The sequence below is a fragment of the Pseudomonas sp. B21-047 genome, assembly GCF_024748775.1.
GTDB classification, from domain to species: domain Bacteria; phylum Pseudomonadota; class Gammaproteobacteria; order Pseudomonadales; family Pseudomonadaceae; genus Aquipseudomonas; species Aquipseudomonas capeferrum.
The window spans coordinates 1,387,715-1,404,973 of the sequence record NZ_CP087169.1; the positions used below are offsets into that span (position 1 = coordinate 1,387,715).

Consider the following 17,259-nt stretch of genomic DNA (forward strand, 5'->3'; position numbering starts at 1 on the left):
ACAAGCAGGGCAGTGGCGAAGAGGAGTTTGTTAACCACGGAAGAACTCCAGCATGGCGTCGCTGTTGACGCGGTAGTTGAGGTTGCCGCAATGGCCGCCATGGGGGTAAAGGGTCAGGCGGTCGCCGAACACCTTGCGCAAGAAGCCGATATCGCCGGGGCCGAGGATGACGTCGTCGGCGTTGTGCATCACGGCAATCTTCGGGCTGTCGCGCAAGTAGTCTTCCAGCGCGTACAGGCTGACCTGGTTGACCAGTTGCAGGATGCTGTTGCCGTCGGTGCGGGCGCGCCACATGGGGATCACCTGCTCGGTCATGTAGCAGTCGAAATCGCACTGCAGGGCACGTTTGAAGAACGGCGTAAGGCTACTGCCCTCGGTGATCGGAAACTTCGGCGGAATGATCAGGCCGCGGCGGTTGATCAGGTCGGAGGTAAAGGCGATGTCCGCTGCCGAAAAACGGAACGAAGTGCCGATCAGCATCGCCATCTGCTCGTTGGACAGGTGCTGGCGTGACTGCTGGAAGTCGTACAGCAGGGCCTCGTTGAGGTCGATGTAGCCTTTGTCCTGGAAGTAACGGGTCAGCTTGGTCAGCATCAGTTCGTAGAAGGTGGTGCTGCGGTCGATGCCCTTGACCTGGGTCTGCACCAGTTTGTCGAGGTTGTTGATCGAGGTGTACAGGTTGACCGGCGGGTTGAGCAGCAGCACGCGCTTGAAGTTGAAGCTGCGCCGGGTTTCGTCCAGGTGGCTGACGAACGCCGCGTCCAGGGCACCGAGGCTGTAGCCGGTGAGGTAGAAGTCGCTGACCGGCAGGCGCGGATGCTGGGCCCGCACGGCCTGCATGACCCGGTACATGTCTTCGGCGTCTTCCTGGCTGATACCGGGGGTGGCGAAGCGCGAGGCCGCACTCATGAAGTCGTAGCTGGTGGGCGAGGACAGTTGCACCACGTGGAAGCCGGCCTGGTAGAACAGTTTTTTCAGGTATTCGTTGATGCTGCTCGAATAGGGCGCACCGGTGCCGGCGATGACGAAGATCAGCGGTGCTTCGCGGTCTTGACGGGCCAGGCGGTACTTGAGTTTTTTCACCGACCAGAAGTTGTCGGGCAAGGTGAATTCTCGCTCGGGGCGCAGGTTGAGGCTGTAGTCGGCCTGGTCGATCTCATCGTCGCTGGGCAAGGTCGGGCGCTGCTCGGGCGGCGTGGTGGCGATGGTTGCCTCGAACGGGTTGGTCAAGGGGTAGCCATAGCTCGCGGCGTCGATGTCCCGCGCCGAAGCGGCCGCAGCCATGAGCAGGCCGCCGAGCAAGGCAGCGAGGCGCAAAGTTCGAAGCATGTAATCCCCCAAAAAGACGCAAGGTGGTGCAATGTGCAGGCTAGGACCACGGCGGCATGGGCAAAGTTGCCAAGTGCGGTGGCCTTTGGTGTGCTCGTTATCTGCAACATAGCTGCTGGATGGTGATTTTGCCTTACAACAGGGCTTGGGCGATCATGCACGATTTCGATTACTGCTATTGGAGAACTGGATGTCTCGTTCGTTGCCGATCGTTGCCCTGCTGTTGTTCCTGCCGTTGTGGCTGGCCGCCAGCTATGGCGTACGTTATGGGCTGATGGAAGATGCGCAGTGGGTGGGGCTGTGTGCCGCGCCCGGTGCGTTCTGGCAGTGCCAGGTGCGTTCGCTGCTGGGGCTGGGCATCCATTTTCAGGTAATCGCCTGGAGTGGGCTCGGCCTGGCGCTGATCGCGCAGGTGGTCGCCGGGCGGGCCGGCAGGTGGCTGGCAGGCGCTGCGCTGGTGTTCGCGATCCCGGCGCTGGTGCTGTATACCGCGAGCATTGCGGTGTTTGCCGTGGTGCTGGCGGGGTTGCGGCTGGTGCGCCAACCCCGCTGACGGGGCGTTGTGGTCACTCGGCCCTGCGCAGTCGCAAACTGCGCCACAAGGCCGCTGTCATCAGCACGCTCACTACCGCCCAGCCCCAGGCCTGCTGGTTCTGCAGGCCTTCGAGGTACAACTGCGGCGCCACCCCCGCCCCTACGATAAACGCCAGCAACGCGGCCTCGGCCCGCCGCGCCAGCACCGGCCGCAGCAGGTAAACCACCGCCGGCAATGCCAATGCAGCGCTGGGGAAACTGCGATAACGCGGGTCGAACACCAGCGCCAGCATGCTCACCGCCGCCGCAAAGCCTGCGGCGAGCAACAGCCAGCCCGCACGGGCCTCGAACCAGGCGAACAGGCGCGCACGCCACCCTTCAGCACGCACCAACGCCAATGCCGCATGGGCCAGCACCAGCAGGTTGAGCCCCACCAGCAGCGCGGCCCACAGCCATTCCCCGGCAAAGCGCGCATGGCTGCGCATCAGCTCGCCCCACAACCCCAGGCAACCCGCGCCAAACGCTGCCAACAACGGCAACAGCACGGCCCCGGCGGTTGTCGCGGGGCGCCCGGCCAGCAGCAGCACGGTCAACATCAACACCGCACTGGCCACCAGCCACTGCGGCCAGTAGGGCAGGTTGCTGACCGGCCCTTCGAGCACGCCCTTGTCCTGCCGGTCGGCATCGTAAAGCCCCCAATAGCCGCCCACGGCGCCTTCGCTGGCACGCTTCCACGGTTGGTCGAAGGCTTCGATCAGGTTGTACTGCCAGCCATGCTGTTCGGCCAGGCTGACGAAGCCGCGGATGAAGCGCGCCTCGTTGACCCGGCTGGGTACTGCGGTTTCGCGCTGGCGGCCTTCGCTGGGCCAGCCGGTCTCGCCGATCAGGATGCCCTTGGGCGCAAAGCGCGTACCGAATACCCGGCGCACCTCGGCGACATGGGCCAGGGCATCGTCGATGCCGCGCGGGTCGTCTTCCCAGTAGGGCAGCAGGTGAATGGTCAGAAAGTCCACGGCAGGGGCCACCTGCGGATGCTGCAGCCAGAATTCCCAGACATCGGCATAGGTCACCGGTACCGTGACCTGGCGCTTCACTTTGGCGATCAACTCGGCCAGGCGCGCGCCGGTGACCTCCTTGCGCAGCAGCGCCTCGTTGCCGACGATCACCGCGCTGACCACGTCGGGGTAGGCGTTGGCCGTGGCAATCAGCAGGTCCACTTCCTTTTCGGTGTCCACCGGGTTGGCGTTGACCCAGGCGCCGAGCATCACCTTCAGGCCATGTTTGCGCGCCAGCAGCGGGATTGCCTCAAGGCCGGTCATCGAGTACGTGCGGATGCACTGGAAACGCTCGGCCAGCAAGGCCAGGTCGGCGTCCATGCGCGCCGGGCGCAGGCGAAACGGCTGGTCGAAGGGTGACTGATCCTTGTCGAACGGCGTATACGAAGCACACTGCAGCTTATGCGTGGGGCTGGCCGCATCGGGCAGCTGTACCGGCTTGCCAAGCCCGTACCAGAGCGCCCCCAGCCCGATCAGGGCAAGCAGGCAGGCAAACAGGTAGAGCGGCAGGTGCAGGCGGGTAGGGCTGGGCATCGGGCGGTCCATCGTCAGGCGCAAAAGGGTAGATAGTAGCCCGGCGCCAAACCTTTGGCATGCAAGGATCGCGCAGGCTGGCGTGAGCCGATGCCGCTAATGGCACAGTGCTGTCGCATATGGGGCGGTTGGATGTCGTTCACGGAGCAGGTTGCTCTTTGTTGCAGGAAGATGATGCAATCTCCGAGACCTGACGAGGGGATGCTTTGATGGCGACTTTGAAGACAGTGCGACGTTTCCTGGGGGCGGGCACCGCCCTGGTATTGGCCATGAGCGCTGCGCAGGCAATGGCTAAAGAAGTAAGCATCGGTTACGTGGATGGTTGGGCCGACAGCGTGGCGACCACCAACGTTGCCGCCGTAGTGATCAAGCAGCAACTGGGCTACGACGTGAAGTTGCAGGCCGTGGCCACCGGCATCATGTGGCAGGGCGTGGCCACCGGCAAGCTCGATGCGATGTTGTCGGCCTGGCTGCCGGTGACCCACGGCGAGTACTGGGCCAAGAACAAGGACAACGTGGTCGACTACGGTGCCAACTTCAAGGATGCCAAGATCGGCCTGATCGTCCCTGAGTACGTGAAGGCGAAGAGTATCGCCGACCTCAAGACCGACGAAAGCTTCAAGCAGAAGATTGTCGGCATCGACGCTGGCTCCGGCGTGATGATCAAGACCGACCAGGCCATCAAGGACTACGACCTGACGGGTTACAAGCTGCAGGCAAGCTCTGGCGCAGCCATGACGGCTGAACTGGGCCGTGCCTACTCCAAGCAGCAGTCGATTGCAGTGACTGGTTGGGTGCCGCACTGGATGTTCGCCAAGTGGAAGCTCAAGTTCCTGGAAGACCCGAAGGGTGTTTATGGCGCTGCTGAAACCGTCAATAGCATCGGTAGCAAAGAGCTGGCGACCAAGGCGCCGGAAGTGGCCGAGTTCCTCAAGAAGTTCAGCTGGCAGTCCAAGGACGAGATCGGCGAGGTGATGCTGGCGATTCAGGAAGGTGCCAAGCCTGAAGCGGCAGCCAAGGATTGGGTGGCCAAGCACCCGGATCGGGTCAAGGAGTGGACCGGTAAGTAAGCGCTAGGATTGTTGATCTTGGGGCTGCGCAGCGGCCCCAAGCTTTGTTACACATATCGCAAAACACTGTTGCATCTAAGACTAAGGTCGTCTGGTTGGCGTCCAACGGCAGCATAAAGTGAAGGTGGGTTCTCCCTGATCTGTGCTGCTAGGACAAAAACAATGAACGACAGCATTTACCTCTCGATACAAAACAGCCCGCGCTTCAAGGAGCTGGTCACCAAACGCGAACGGTTCGCCTGGATTCTCTCGGCGATCATGCTCGGACTCTACTGCGCCTTCATCCTCCTGATCGCCTATGGTCCTCAGATTCTGGGCGCCAAGCTCAGCCCTGAGTCGTCGATTACCTGGGGCATTCCCCTGGGCGTCGGCCTGATCCTTTCGGCATTCGTGCTGACCGCCATCTACGTACGCCGCGCCAACGGCGAGTTCGATGAGCTGAACAAGGCTATCCTGAAGGAGGCGCAACAATGATTCGCCACGCCAAAGCCCTGGCCGTTCTGGCCTGCGGCGTTTTCGCACCCGCCGTGTGGGCCGCCGATGCCCTGACCGGCGAGGTGCAGAAACAGCCGCTGAACGTTTCCGCGATCGCCATGTTCGTGGCCTTCGTCGCCTTTACCCTTGGCATCACCTACTGGGCCTCCAAGCGCAACAAGTCGGCGGCGGACTACTATGCTGCCGGTGGCAAGATCACCGGTTTCCAGAACGGCCTGGCGATTGCCGGTGACTACATGTCGGCGGCCTCGTTCCTGGGTATTTCTGCCTTGGTGTTCACTTCTGGCTACGACGGCCTGATCTACTCGATCGGCTTCCTGGTCGGCTGGCCGATCATCCTCTTCCTGATCGCCGAACGCCTGCGCAACCTGGGCAAGTACACCTTCGCCGACGTGGCCTCGTACCGCCTCGGGCAGAAGGAAATCCGTACCTTGTCGGCCTCCGGCTCGCTGGTGGTGGTGGCGTTCTACCTGATCGCGCAGATGGTCGGCGCCGGCAAGCTGATCGAGCTGCTGTTCGGCCTCGACTACCACGTGGCGGTGATCCTGGTTGGCATCCTGATGTGCCTGTACGTACTGTTCGGCGGCATGCTGGCCACCACCTGGGTACAGATCATCAAGGCCGTGCTGCTGCTGTCCGGTGCCAGCTTCATGGCGCTGATGGTGATGAAGCACGTCAACTTCGACTTCAACACCCTGTTCTCCGAAGCGATCAAGGTGCACGCCAAAGGTGAGGCGATCATGAGCCCTGGCGGCCTGGTCAAGGACCCGATCTCGGCGTTCTCCCTGGGCCTTGCGCTGATGTTCGGTACCGCCGGCCTGCCGCATATCCTGATGCGCTTCTTCACCGTCAGCGACGCCAAGGAAGCGCGCAAGAGCGTGCTCTACGCCACAGGCTTCATCGGCTACTTCTACATCCTCACCTTCATCATCGGCTTCGGCGCGATCTTGCTGGTCAGCACCAACCCGGACTTCAAGGACGCCGCAGGCGCCCTGCTGGGTGGCAACAACATGGCAGCGGTGCACCTGGCCAATGCCGTGGGTGGCAGCGTGTTCCTCGGCTTCATCTCGGCGGTGGCCTTTGCCACCATCCTGGCGGTGGTAGCGGGCCTGACCCTGGCCGGTGCCTCGGCGGTGTCCCATGACCTGTACGCCAGCGTATGGCGCAAGGGCAAGGCCAACGACAAGGACGAGATCCGCGTGTCGAAGATCACCACCATCGCCCTGGGCGTGCTGGCGATCGGCCTGGGTATCCTGTTCGAGAAGCAGAACATCGCCTTCATGGTCGGCCTGGCGTTCTCGATTGCCGCCAGCTGCAACTTCCCGGTACTGCTGCTTTCGATGTACTGGAAGAAACTGACCACCCGCGGCGCCATGATCGGTGGCTGGCTGGGCCTGGTGAGTGCAGTGGGCCTGATGGTGCTTGGCCCGACCATCTGGGTGCAGATCCTCGGCCACGAGAAGGCGATCTACCCGTACGAGTATCCGGCGCTGTTCTCGATGCTGATTGCCTTCGTTGGTATCTGGTTCTTCTCGGTCACCGACAAGTCCAAGGCAGCTGAAAACGAACGTGCGCTGTTCTTCCCGCAGTTTGTGCGTTCGCAGACTGGCCTGGGCGCCTCCGGTGCTGTCTCGCACTGATCGTTGAGGTCATAAAAAACCGCGATACGGGTGATGCCCGTATCGCGGTTTTTTCATTCATGGCCGGCTAGATCATGCCTAGCAACAACAGCACCAGCAGAATCACCAGCACTACGCCGACGATGCCGGATGGGCCGTAGCCCCAGCTGCGTGAGTGTGGGAAGACGGGTAAGCCACCGATCAGCAGCAGGATCAGGATGATGATGAGGATCGTGGTCATGGCGGAGTCCTTGCGTGGTTAGGGGTCAAGGGCCTCGGACTGCTGGCCTCTTGTTAATTCGGACCGGTGCCGCTTGTGAAAGATTCCATTTGCTCGGCACTGACCGCTTGGTCATGCCCGCCCATTCACTACCCTGATGGATCCTGCCGGATGCCAATGCCTTGATTAGACTCGCCTGACAACCCATCAGAACAAGGCCTGCCACCATGCAAAACCGCATCATGATTACTGGCGCCGGGTCCGGCCTGGGTCGCGAGATCGCCCTGCGCTGGGCACACGAGGGCTGGCGCCTGGCGTTGGCCGACGTCAATGAGGCAGGCCTGCGCGAAACACTGGCGCTGGCCCGTGAGGCCGGTGGCGAGGGCTTCGTGCAGCGCTGTGATGTACGCGACTACAGCCAGCTCACCGCCCTGGCCCAGGCGTGCGAAGAGCGCTTTGGCGGCATCGATGTGATCGTCAACAATGCCGGCGTCGCCTCGGGCGGCTTTTTCGCGGAGCTGTCGCTGGAGGACTGGGACTGGCAGATCGCGGTCAACCTGATGGGCGTGGTCAAGGGCTGCAAGGCATTCCTGCCGTTGCTGGAGCGCAGCAAGGGCCGAATCATCAACATCGCCTCGATGGCCGCGCTGATGCAGGGCCCGGGCATGAGCAACTACAACGTGGCCAAGGCTGGCGTGCTGGCGTTGTCGGAGAGCCTGCTGGTCGAGTTGCGCCAGTTGCAGGTGGCGGTGCACGTGGTGTGCCCGTCGTTCTTCCAGACCAACCTGCTCGATTCGTTCCGTGGCCCGAACCCGGCCATGAAAGCCCAGGTCGGCAAACTGCTGGAAGGCTCCCCGATCAGCGCGGTCGATATTGCCGCGTATATCCACCGGCAAGTCGCCGCCGGCGAGTTCCTGATCCTGCCGCACGAGGCTGGACGTCAAGCCTGGCAGCTCAAGTGCGAGGCGCCCGCGCGACTGTATGACGAGATGGCCGAAGTGGCGGTGAAAATGCGCGCCAAAGCCCCGGCGCGATGATCCGTCTGTAGGGGGATTTACCTATGAATGTAGGTCTGTTCTGAATTGCCCTGGAGCCATTGTGTAGCCATCTGTACCCGAGGCAAGCTCCGGTTTTCCCTGTCGCAGGAGGATCGGATCATGCTGGTAATAGGGCGCGAAGTGGGCGAAGTCATCACTATCGGCGATGACATCCGCATCATGGTGGTGGAGACGCGAGACGGGATGGTGCGTTTCGGGATCAGTGCACCGCGCGAGGTGCCAGTGCACCGCGCCGAAGTGTACAAGCGCATCAAGGAGGGTGAGGCGCGCAAGGCTCGTATTGCCTGAAGGTCAGTCCAGCAGTTCGCGTGGCACATCGTGTTTGGCCAGTAACTGGCATTGCTGGCTTTCCGGGTCGAACTGGATGAACGCCTGGCCCTTGGCCAACGCCTGGCGCACGCGCAGCACGCGGGTTTCCAGGGGGGTATCGTCGCCATTGTCGGTGCCATCGCGGGTGACGAAGTCCTCGATCAGCAGGGTCAGGGTTTCGGCTTGCAGTTGGTCGTAGGGGATCAGCATGGGCAGGGGCGATTCTGGGGAATTAAGTGTGTGGGCATGCTACGCGAAAAGTACGAGGGTTTGGGGCCGCTGTGCGGCCCCAGGGGCTCAGCCTTTATTACCAACCAGGCTGTCCACCGCCGGTACCCGGGTATCGCTCTCCATCTGCGCATCGTGCTCCAGCTGGTGGCTGAAGCGTTCGAGCGAGGCATTGGCCGGCTGCGAGTCGCTGGCGAATACCGGTGGGCTCAACAGGTACGCTGACAACAACCGGCTGAGCGCCGCCAGACTGTCGATGTGGGTGCGCTCATAACCGTGGGTGGCATCGCAACCGAACGCCACCAGCGCGGTACGGATGTCATGCCCTGCCGTTACCGCCGAGTGGGCATCGCTGAAGTAGTAGCGGAACAGGTCACGCCTGACCGGCAGCTCATGGTCGCCCGCCAGTTTCAGCAGGTGGCGGGACAGGTGGTAGTCGTAAGGCCCTGAAGAGTCCTGCATGGCCACGCTCACTGCATGCTCGCTGGAGGCCTGCCCTGGCGCTACCGGGGCAATGTCGATACCGACGAATTCGCTGACGTCCCAGGGCAGGGCGCCTGCCGCGCCAGAGCCGGTTTCTTCGGTGATGGTGAACAGCGGGTGGCAGTCGATCAGCGGCTGCTGGCCACTTTCCACCACCGCCTTAAGCGCCGCCAGCAAGGCGGCTACCCCGGCCTTGTCGTCCAGGTGACGGGCACTGATGTGGCCGCTGTCGGTGAACTCGGGCAAGGGGTCGAACGCCACGAAGTCGCCAATCGATACCCCCAGGGCTTCACAGTCGGCGCGGGTGGCGCAATAGGCGTCCAGGCGCACTTCGACGTGGTCCCAGCTCACGGGCATCTGGTCGATGGCGGTGTTGAAGGCATGCCCGCTGGCCATCAGCGGCAACACGCTGCCGCGGAACACGCCAGTGTCGGTGAACACACTGACCCGGCTGCCCTCGGCAAAACGGCTCGACCAGCAGCCTACCGGGGCCAGGGCCAGGCGGCCGTTGTCCTGCACCTGCCGCACGCTGGCACCGATGGTGTCCAGGTGGGCGGACACGGCCCGGTCGGGCGAGCTTTGCCGGCCTTTGAGGGTGGCGCGGATGGTGCCACGGCGGGTCAGCTCGAAGGGGATGCCCAGTTCGTCCAGGCGTTCGGCTACGTAGCGCACGATGGTGTCGGTGAAGCCGGTGGGGCTGGGGATGGCGAGCATCTCCAGCAGGACGCGTTTGAGGTAGTCCAGATCGGGTTCGGGGTGGTGATGTTCAGGCATATGCACTCCTTACCGGCCTCTTCGCAGGTTCACCGCAGCGATAACCTGTGGGCGCGGGCCTGCCCCGCGAAGAGGCCGTTATTGATTCACGCCAACGCCCGGCTATGCGGGAACAGCAGGTCGACAAAGCGCTCGGCTGTTGGCTGCGGTTCATGGTTGGCCAACCCGGCCCGCTCGTTGGCTTCGATGATCACGTAATCCGGGTGCTCGGCATCACGCACCATCAGGTCCATGCCCACCACTGGAATATCCAGCGCCCGTGCAGCCCGCACGGCGGCATCCGCCAGCACCGGGTGCAAGCGCTCGGTCACGTCCTCCAGCGTGCCGCCGGTGTGCAGGTTGGCGGTACGGCGCACGGCCAGGCGCTGGCCGGCAGGCAGCACGCTGCCGTAGTCGAGGCCGGCGGCACGTACGGTGCGTTCGGTCTCATCGTCCAGCGGTATGCGGCTTTCGCCACTGGTCGCGGCTTGCCGGCGACGGCTCTGGGCTTCGATCAGCGCCTTGATGCTGTGCTTGCCGTCACCTATTACCTGCGCCGGGTGGCGAATGGCGGCCGCTACCACTTCGTGACCGATCACCAGGATGCGCAGGTCCTGGCCGGGGTGGAAGCTTTCCAGCAGCACACGGCTGTCGAAACGCCGGGCGTGTTCGATGGCCTGGCTGACGTCGTCATAGGTGGTCAGGTTGACCGCCACGCCCTGGCCTTGTTCGCCATCCACCGGCTTGACCACCACGGCGCCGTGCTCGTCGAGAAACGCCAGGTTGTCGTCGGCATTGCCGGCCAGTTGCTGCACCGGCACGTGCAGGCCGGCGTTGTGCAGGGTCTGCTGGGTCAGCCGTTTGTCCTGGCAGAGGGTCATGCTGACCGCGCTGGTCAGGTCGCTCAGCGATTCGCGGCAACGCACCCGGCGCCCGCCGAGGCTGAGGGTGAACAGCCCGCCTGCGGCATCGTCCACCTGTACCTCGATGCCACGCCGATAGGCCTCGTCGACGATGATCCGCGCATAGGGGTTGAGCCCGGCTTCAGGGCCTGGGCCGAGGAACAATTGCTGGTTGATGCCGTTTTTGCGCTTGACCGCGAAGGTCGGCAGGTTGCGAAAGCCGAGCTTGTCGTACAGGCGCTTGGCCTGGCGGTTGTCATGCAGCACCGACAGGTCCAGGTAGGCCAGGCCTCGGCTCATGAAGTGCTCGATCAGGTGGCGCACCAGCACCTCACCCACGCCAGGGCGGGTGCAGTGCGGGTCGACGGCCAGGCACCACAGGCTGCTGCCGTGCTCGGGGTCGTCAAAGGCCTTGCTGTGGTTCAGGCCCATGACGCTGCCGATCACCGCGTGGGTGTCTTCGTCTTCGGCCAGCCAATACACCGGCCCGCCGAGGTGGCGTGGGGTCAGCAGTTCGGGCTGCACCGGCAGCATGCCACGGGCCTGGTACAGGCCGTTGATCGCCTGCCAGTCGGCGTCACTCTGTGCCCGGCGGATGCGAAAGCCGCGGAACACCCGTTGCGCCTGGCGGTAATCGGTGAACCACAGGCGCAGGGTGTCGGACGGGTCGAGAAACAGCTGTTGTGGCGCCTGGGCCAGCAGCTGCTGCGGCGCCGCCACGTACAGGGCGATGTCGCGCTCGCCGGGGCGCTCTGCCTGCAGCGCCTCGGCCAGGCTGGCCGGGTCCGGGTAGGTGTGGCCGATCAGCAGCCGGCCCCAGCCGCAGTGCAAGGCACGTGGCTGGTCGTGGGGCTCGCTGCCATCGCCGGCCAGGCGCGCCTGCAAGCGCTCGTAGGACGGTGCCTGGCCGCGCAGCAGGCGCTGGCCGTAGGCGATTTCGTGGGCTTTCATCGATCAGATTCCTTGTTCGCTCAGCCACAGGTTGAGCGCCGCCAGCTGCCACAGCTTGGAGCCACGCAAAGGGGTCAACTGGCCGTGCGGGTTGCTCAGCAGGCGGTCGATCATGGCCGGGTTGAACAGCCCACGGTCCTGGCTGGGGTCGGTCAGCAGCTCGCGCACCCAACCCAGCGTTGCGCCTTCCAGGTGCTTGAGGCCAGGGACCGGGAAGTAACCCTTCTTGCGGTCGATCACTTCATGCGGGATCACCCGGCGGGCGGCCTGTTTGAGCACCTGCTTGCCGCCATCGGGCAGCTTGAAGCGCGCCGGGATGCGTGCCGACAGCTCCACCAGGCGGTAGTCGAGGAACGGCGTACGGGCTTCCAGGCCCCAGGCCATGGTCATGTTGTCGACCCGTTTGACCGGGTCATCGACCAGCATCACCGTGCTGTCCAGGCGCAGGGCTTTGTCTACCGGGTCGCGGGCGCCGGGGCGGGCGAAGTGTTCGCGGACAAAATCGCCTGCGGCGTCGCTTTCCAGCAGCCAGGGCGCTTGCACGGTGTCACGGTACTCGGCGTGGCTGCGGTCAAAGAATGCGTCGCGGTAGGCGCCGAAGGCATCCTCTGCGCCGTCGACTTGTGGGTACCAATGGTAACCGGCGAACAGCTCGTCCGCGCCCTGGCCGCTTTGCACGCCCTTGCAGTGCTTGGCCACTTCCCGCGACAGCAGGTAGAAGGCGATGCAGTCATGGCTGACCATCGGCTCGCTCATGGCGCGGAACGCGGCCGGCAACTGGTCGATGATCTCGTGTTCGGCGATGCGCAACTGGTGGTGGCGGGTGCCGTAGTGGCGGGCGATCAGGTCGGAATACTGGAACTCGTCGCCGCGTTCGCCGCCGGCATCTTCGAAGCCGATGGAGAAGGTCGACAGGTCGTCTACGCCGGCCTCGCGCAGCAGGCCGACCAGCAAGCTGGAGTCGACACCGCCGGACAGCAGCACCCCGACATCCACCGCAGCGCGCTGGCGGATCGCCACGGCATCACGCGTGGCGTCGAGCACGCGGGTGGTCCAGCCTTCCAGGTCGAGCTCACGCTCGTCGGGGTGGGCGCCGTATTGCAGTTGCCACCAGGTCTGGCGTTCGACTTCGCCGTGACGGTCGACGCGCATCCAGGTGCCGGGCTCGAGCTTTTGCACATTGGCCAGCAAGGTGCGCGGCGCCGGCACCACGGCGTGGAAGTTGAGGTAGTGGTTGAGCGCCACCGGGTCGATGACCGGGTCGATGTCGCCGCCCTTCAGCAGTGCAGGCAGCGTCGAGGCGAAACGCAGGCGCTCGCCGTTGCGCGACAGGTAGAGGGGTTTGACGCCGAGGCGGTCGCGGGCCAGGAACAGGCGTTGGTTATCGCGCTCCCAGATGGCCAGGGCGAACATGCCGTTGAGCTTGGGCAGCAGGGCTGCGCCCCAGGCGTGGTAGCCCTTGAGCAGCACTTCGGTGTCGCCGTCGGACCAGAAGCTGTAGCCCAGGTCCTGCAGCTCCTGGCGCAGCTCGGGGAAGTTGTAGATGGCACCGTTGAAGGCCAGCGACAGGCCCAGGGTATTGTCGACCATCGGCTGCGCCGAGCCGTCGGACAAATCCATGATTTTCAGCCGGCGGTGGCCGAGGGCGATCGGGCCTTGGCTATGGAAGCCCCAGGCGTCCGGGCCGCGAGGCGCCAGGTGGTGAGTGATGCGCTCCACAGCGGCCAGGTCGGCCGGGCGTGGGGCTTGGTCGATGGGGGTAAAACGTAACTCTCCTGCTAATCCGCACATAAGTCCTTACCGGTTTTTCCGTTGGGGAGGCGGCGCCCGGAAGCAGGCGCCTTAAGGAACTGACCGGGGAGGTTTGCAGGAGTTTTAGATCAATCTGTTATATAGATGGGGTGCTGGGGGCTTGGCTTGGGGGTGTTGCGCCTGTGAGATCGAGCGCCGCGCGGGCGGCGCTCGATCTCACAGGCGCAACTGATCTCCAGCCATGCCCCAACCCATTCACTTACCGCGAATCAACCTGCGCAAGGCAAACCGGTTCGGATGGCACGCTTCAGCCACAGCACGAGGCACCGGCAAAGGCTCGCCACACACCCATGCAGCAATCAATTCGCCCGACAGCGGCGCGGTGATCAACCCCCGTGACCCGTGCCCACTGTTCACATACAGCCCGTCGAGCCAGGGGCAGTCCACTTCCGGCACCTGCCGCGCATCCCTGGCCAGCACGGCAAAGGTTTCGGCGAACACCTGCGGGTCGGCCATCGGCCCGACGATCGGCAGGTAATCGGGGCTGGTGCACCTGAACGCTGCACGGCCCTGCAACTGCTCGGCGTCGAGCGAGGCAATATCCAGTCGCTGTGCCAGGTCGGCGGAGATCTCATCCAGCAATGCCAGGTTGCCTTTATGTTCGGCAACGGTCGGCGCCAAGTCTTCACTGTGGAAGTCGAAGCTGGCGCCCAGCGTATGTTCGCCCTCCCGCGGGGGCGCTACATAGCCGTCTGCGCACACCACCGTGCGCAGGGCACGGCTGCTGTCGGTCGCCGGCAGGCGGGTGATCTGCCCGCGGATGCGCTTGAGCGGCAACTGTGCGCAGGGCTCGAAACGCCGTACATCGGCGGCACCTGCCAGCACCACCAGGGGGGCGCTGGCCAGCAGGCGCTCGCCATCCCAGGCCTGCCACAGGTCATCGACCTTGCGCAGCGCGACCGCCTCATGGTGCACCAGCAGCCGAACCCCGGGGTGCTGCAACTGCGCCAGGCACAGGGCCGGCGGGTGTACCCAGCCGCCTTGCGGGTAGAACAGGCCGCCTGCCGGCAGGGCCACCCCGGCAAGCGCCTCGGCTTCTTCACGGCCCAGCGCGCGCAACAGGTCAGGGTCGAAGGCTGCGGCCAGCTTGCCCTGGCGTTCGGCTTCCTTGCTGTCGAACGCCAGCTGCAGCACCCCACAGGCATCCCAATCGCGGCCACGCTGCAGGCTTTCGAGCTGGCGCCTGGTATAGCCGAAACCGGCCAGGATCATCTGCGAAAGGGCGGTGCCATGGGCGGACAGTTTGAGGTACAGCACCCCTTGCGGGTTGCCGGACGCTTCCCGGGCGGGGGCGTCGTGACGTTCCAGTACCGTAACCTGCCAGCCACGCCTGGCCAGGCTGGCGGCAGTGGCACTGCCCGCCAGCCCGGCCCCGATCACCAAGGCTTCGCGCGGCCCTTCGACACTGTGCGGGCGGCCATACCAGGGCACGTACTGACGGGTGGCTGTCGGCCCAGTGTAGGCGCCGCTCATCACCTCCCACTTCTTGCCGATCCCCGGCACTTTCTTCATGGCGAAGCCGGCTTCGACCAGGCTGCGCCGCACCCAGCCAGTGGTGGTGAAGGTGCCCAGTACGGTGCCCGCGTGTGACAGCCGCGCCAGTTGCGCGAACAGTTCAGGGGTCCACATGTCGGGGTTCTTGGCCGGGGCGAAGCCATCGAGGAACCACACATCGATGTGTGCATCGAGCTGCGGCAGTTGTTCGAGCACATCACCGATCAACAGCGTCAGGGTGACCCGACCGTTGTCGAAGGTGAACTGCTGGAACCCCGGGTGCACCGCCACGTACTGCTCAAGCAATGGCTCGGTAAAAGCAGCCAGCTCTGGCCATAGGCGTACTGCCCTGGCCATGTCGGCGTGGCCGAGCGGGTACTTTTCGACACTGACGAAATGCAGGCGGGCGTCGGCATGGGCGTGTTCGTCAAACAACTGCCAGGCGCAGAAAAAATTCATGCCGGTGCCAAACCCGGTTTCGCCGATCACCAGGCAGGCGTGCGGCGCCAGGTCGGCGAAGCGTTCGCCCAGGCGCGTCTGGCCGAGGAAGACATGTTTGGTTTCTTCGATGCCTTCGTTGACCGCGAAGTACACATCGTCGTACTGCCGCGAATGGGGGCGGCCCTGGTCGTCCCAGTCGATCTGGGCATGCTGGAGGAGGGTGGACATGGTGGGCTCGGTTGCAGCGGATGCCGGGATTTTATGCCATCTACGCTCTTTGCGCAGGTTGCAGCGGCACAGCCACAGCACAAATCCGCTAGTCTTGTTTATCCATTGAAGGAGCCACTGCATGTTCGAATCCGCCGAAATCGGTCACAGCATCGACAAGGAAACCTACGACGCCGAAGTGCCTGCCCTGCGCGAAGCGCTGCTCGAAGCCCAGTACGAGCTCAAGCAGCAGGCGCGGTTCCCGGTGATTGTGCTGATCAACGGCATCGAAGGGGCTGGCAAGGGCGAGACGGTCAAGCTGCTCAACGAGTGGATGGACCCGCGCATGATCGATGTGCTCACCTTCGACCAGCAGACCGACGAGGAACTGGCCCGGCCACCGGCCTGGCGCTACTGGCGGGCGCTGCCACCGAAGGGGCGGATGGGGGTGTTCTTTGGCAACTGGTACAGCCAGATGCTTCAGGGGCGTGTGCACGGGGTATTCAAGGACGCGGTACTCGACCAGGCCATCACCGGCGCCGAACGGCTGGAACAGATGCTGTGCGACGAAGGCGCGCTGATCATCAAGTTCTGGTTCCACCTCTCCAAGAAACAGATGAAAGCCCGCCTCAAGGCGCTCAAGGACGATCCGCTGCACAGCTGGCGGATCAGCCCGCTGGACTGGCAGCAATCCGAGACCTACGACCGCTTCGTGCGGTTTGGCGAGCGCGTACTGCGCCGTACCAGCCGTGACTACGCGCCCTGGCACGTGGTCGAGGGGGTCGACCCTTACTATCGCAGCCTGGCGGTGGGGCGCATTTTACTGGAGAGCCTGCAAGCCGCACTGGCCAACAACCCCAAGGGCAAGCACCACGGCAACGTCGCGCCGTTGGGCCGCAGCATCGACCAGCGCAGCCTGATCGGCGCCCTGGACATGACCCTGCGCCTGGACAAGCAGGATTACCAGGAGCAACTGGTGACCGAGCAGGCGCGCCTGGCCGGCCTGCTGCGCCACAAACACATGCGCCGGCATGCCTTGGTGGCGGTGTTCGAAGGTAACGATGCGGCCGGCAAGGGCGGCGCGATCCGCCGGGTGGCAGCCGCGCTGGACCCACGCCAGTACCGTATCGTGCCGATTGCCGCGCCCAGCGAAGACGAGCGGGCGCAGCCGTACCTGTGGCGGTTCTGGCGGCAGATTCCGGCGCGGGGCAAGTTCACCATCTTCGACCGGTCCTGGTATGGCCGGGTGCTGGTGGAGCGGGTCGAGGGTTTCTGCACCCCGGCCGACTGGATGCGCGCCTACAGCGAGATCAATGATTTCGAAGAGCAGTTGGTGAATGCGGGCGTGGTAGTGGTCAAGTTCTGGCTGGCGATCGACCAGCAGACCCAGCTGGAGCGCTTCGAGGAACGCGAGCAGATCCCGTTCAAGCGCTACAAGATCACCGAGGACGACTGGCGCAACCGCGAAAAGTGGGACCTGTATACCGAGGCGGTGGGCGACATGGTAGACCGCACCAGCAGCGAGATCGCACCGTGGACGCTAGTCGAAGCCAACGACAAACGCTGGGCACGGGTGAAGGTATTGCGCACTATCAACGAGGCGCTGGAAGCGGCATTTGCCAAAGACAAAAAATAGCCCCAGTGGGGGTTCAGCCATGCCGCGGCGGAATGACCTGATGAATTCTTTTCACGGCTGTTTGCCCCGCTGCCACCCGTCAAGCCCGTAGAATCCAACCACCCCCACCACGGGCTTGAACGAGGGCTT

General features: G+C 64.1%; 15 protein-coding genes. 7 read left to right on the forward strand and 8 right to left on the reverse strand.

Going from position 1 to position 17,259, the window contains the following annotated elements:
• Positions 1–30 precede the first annotated feature (30 nt).
• Positions 31–1,329, reverse strand: a complete 1,299-nt coding sequence (locus LOY26_RS06415; protein ID WP_033700729.1) for a serine/threonine protein kinase — start codon at positions 1,327–1,329, stop codon at positions 31–33.
• A gap of 190 nt (positions 1,330–1,519) precedes the next feature.
• Here LOY26_RS06415 and LOY26_RS06420 point away from each other — a divergent pair, with 190 nt between their 5' ends.
• The gene (locus tag LOY26_RS06420) at positions 1,520–1,882 is read left to right on the forward strand and encodes a hypothetical protein (RefSeq protein WP_033700728.1); all 363 of its coding nucleotides are present in this window, start codon (positions 1,520–1,522) and stop codon (positions 1,880–1,882) included.
• A 13-nt stretch (positions 1,883–1,895) separates the two neighbouring features.
• Here the strand turns inward: LOY26_RS06420 and LOY26_RS06425 are convergent, their stop codons facing one another.
• The gene (locus LOY26_RS06425; RefSeq protein ID WP_186654645.1) at positions 1,896–3,464 is read right to left on the reverse strand and encodes a beta (1-6) glucans synthase; all 1,569 of its coding nucleotides are present in this window, start codon (positions 3,462–3,464) and stop codon (positions 1,896–1,898) included.
• Between the two features lie 197 nt (positions 3,465–3,661).
• On the opposite strand from LOY26_RS06425, the gene LOY26_RS06430 reads away from it, so the two are divergent.
• The 3 genes from LOY26_RS06430 (at position 3,662) to LOY26_RS06440 (ending at position 6,657) form a co-directional block, all read left to right on the forward strand.
• Positions 3,662–4,522, forward strand: a complete 861-nt coding sequence (locus LOY26_RS06430) for a glycine betaine ABC transporter substrate-binding protein (RefSeq protein ID WP_033700726.1) — start codon at positions 3,662–3,664, stop codon at positions 4,520–4,522.
• Between the two features lie 162 nt (positions 4,523–4,684).
• Entirely contained in the window at positions 4,685–4,996 is a 312-nt protein-coding gene (locus tag LOY26_RS06435) for a DUF485 domain-containing protein (RefSeq protein ID WP_033700725.1), read from the forward strand.
• Positions 4,993–6,657, forward strand: a complete 1,665-nt coding sequence (locus LOY26_RS06440; RefSeq protein ID WP_033700724.1) for a cation acetate symporter — start codon at positions 4,993–4,995, stop codon at positions 6,655–6,657. Before LOY26_RS06435 ends, LOY26_RS06440 begins: the two co-directional genes overlap by 4 nt.
• 67 nt (positions 6,658–6,724) lie before the next feature.
• Here the strand turns inward: LOY26_RS06440 and LOY26_RS06445 are convergent, their stop codons facing one another.
• Positions 6,725–6,877, reverse strand: a complete 153-nt coding sequence (locus tag LOY26_RS06445; protein WP_012271016.1) for a DUF3309 family protein — start codon at positions 6,875–6,877, stop codon at positions 6,725–6,727.
• 206 nt (positions 6,878–7,083) lie between these two features.
• Between LOY26_RS06445 and LOY26_RS06450 the strand changes: the two genes are divergently transcribed.
• Positions 7,084–7,893 carry an SDR family oxidoreductase gene (locus tag LOY26_RS06450; RefSeq protein WP_258714490.1) on the forward strand — a complete coding sequence of 270 codons (810 nt, stop codon included), beginning with the start codon at positions 7,084–7,086 and terminating at the stop codon, positions 7,891–7,893.
• Between the two features lie 120 nt (positions 7,894–8,013).
• Positions 8,014–8,202, forward strand: coding sequence for a carbon storage regulator CsrA (gene csrA / locus LOY26_RS06455; protein WP_033700722.1), 189 nt, complete (start codon positions 8,014–8,016; stop codon positions 8,200–8,202).
• A gap of 3 nt (positions 8,203–8,205) precedes the next feature.
• Here csrA and LOY26_RS06460 read toward each other — a convergent pair whose 3' ends face one another.
• From LOY26_RS06460 to mnmC, 5 genes are all read right to left on the reverse strand, one after another.
• Complete coding sequence (locus tag LOY26_RS06460; protein ID WP_258714491.1) at positions 8,206–8,433, reverse strand: YheU family protein; 228 nt, start codon at positions 8,431–8,433, stop codon at positions 8,206–8,208.
• A gap of 87 nt (positions 8,434–8,520) precedes the next feature.
• Positions 8,521–9,708: an osmoprotectant NAGGN system M42 family peptidase gene (locus LOY26_RS06465; protein ID WP_186654670.1), complete on the reverse strand. Its 1,188-nt coding sequence runs from the start codon at positions 9,706–9,708 to the stop codon at positions 8,521–8,523.
• A gap of 86 nt (positions 9,709–9,794) precedes the next feature.
• Positions 9,795–11,540, reverse strand: coding sequence for an N-acetylglutaminylglutamine synthetase (gene ngg, locus LOY26_RS06470; protein WP_186654672.1), 1,746 nt, complete (start codon positions 11,538–11,540; stop codon positions 9,795–9,797).
• 3 nt (positions 11,541–11,543) lie between these two features.
• On the reverse strand, positions 11,544–13,331 hold the full coding sequence (locus tag LOY26_RS06475; protein ID WP_186654674.1) for an N-acetylglutaminylglutamine amidotransferase: 1,788 nt from the start codon (positions 13,329–13,331) through the stop codon (positions 11,544–11,546).
• 216 nt (positions 13,332–13,547) lie between these two features.
• Positions 13,548–15,515, reverse strand: a complete 1,968-nt coding sequence (mnmC, locus tag LOY26_RS06480; protein WP_258714492.1) for a bifunctional tRNA (5-methylaminomethyl-2-thiouridine)(34)-methyltransferase MnmD/FAD-dependent 5-carboxymethylaminomethyl-2-thiouridine(34) oxidoreductase MnmC — start codon at positions 15,513–15,515, stop codon at positions 13,548–13,550.
• Between the two features lie 121 nt (positions 15,516–15,636).
• On the opposite strand from mnmC, the gene pap reads away from it, so the two are divergent.
• On the forward strand, positions 15,637–17,130 hold the full coding sequence (pap, locus tag LOY26_RS06485) for a polyphosphate:AMP phosphotransferase (RefSeq protein WP_047581747.1): 1,494 nt from the start codon (positions 15,637–15,639) through the stop codon (positions 17,128–17,130).
• The last annotated feature ends 129 nt before the right edge of the window (positions 17,131–17,259 follow it).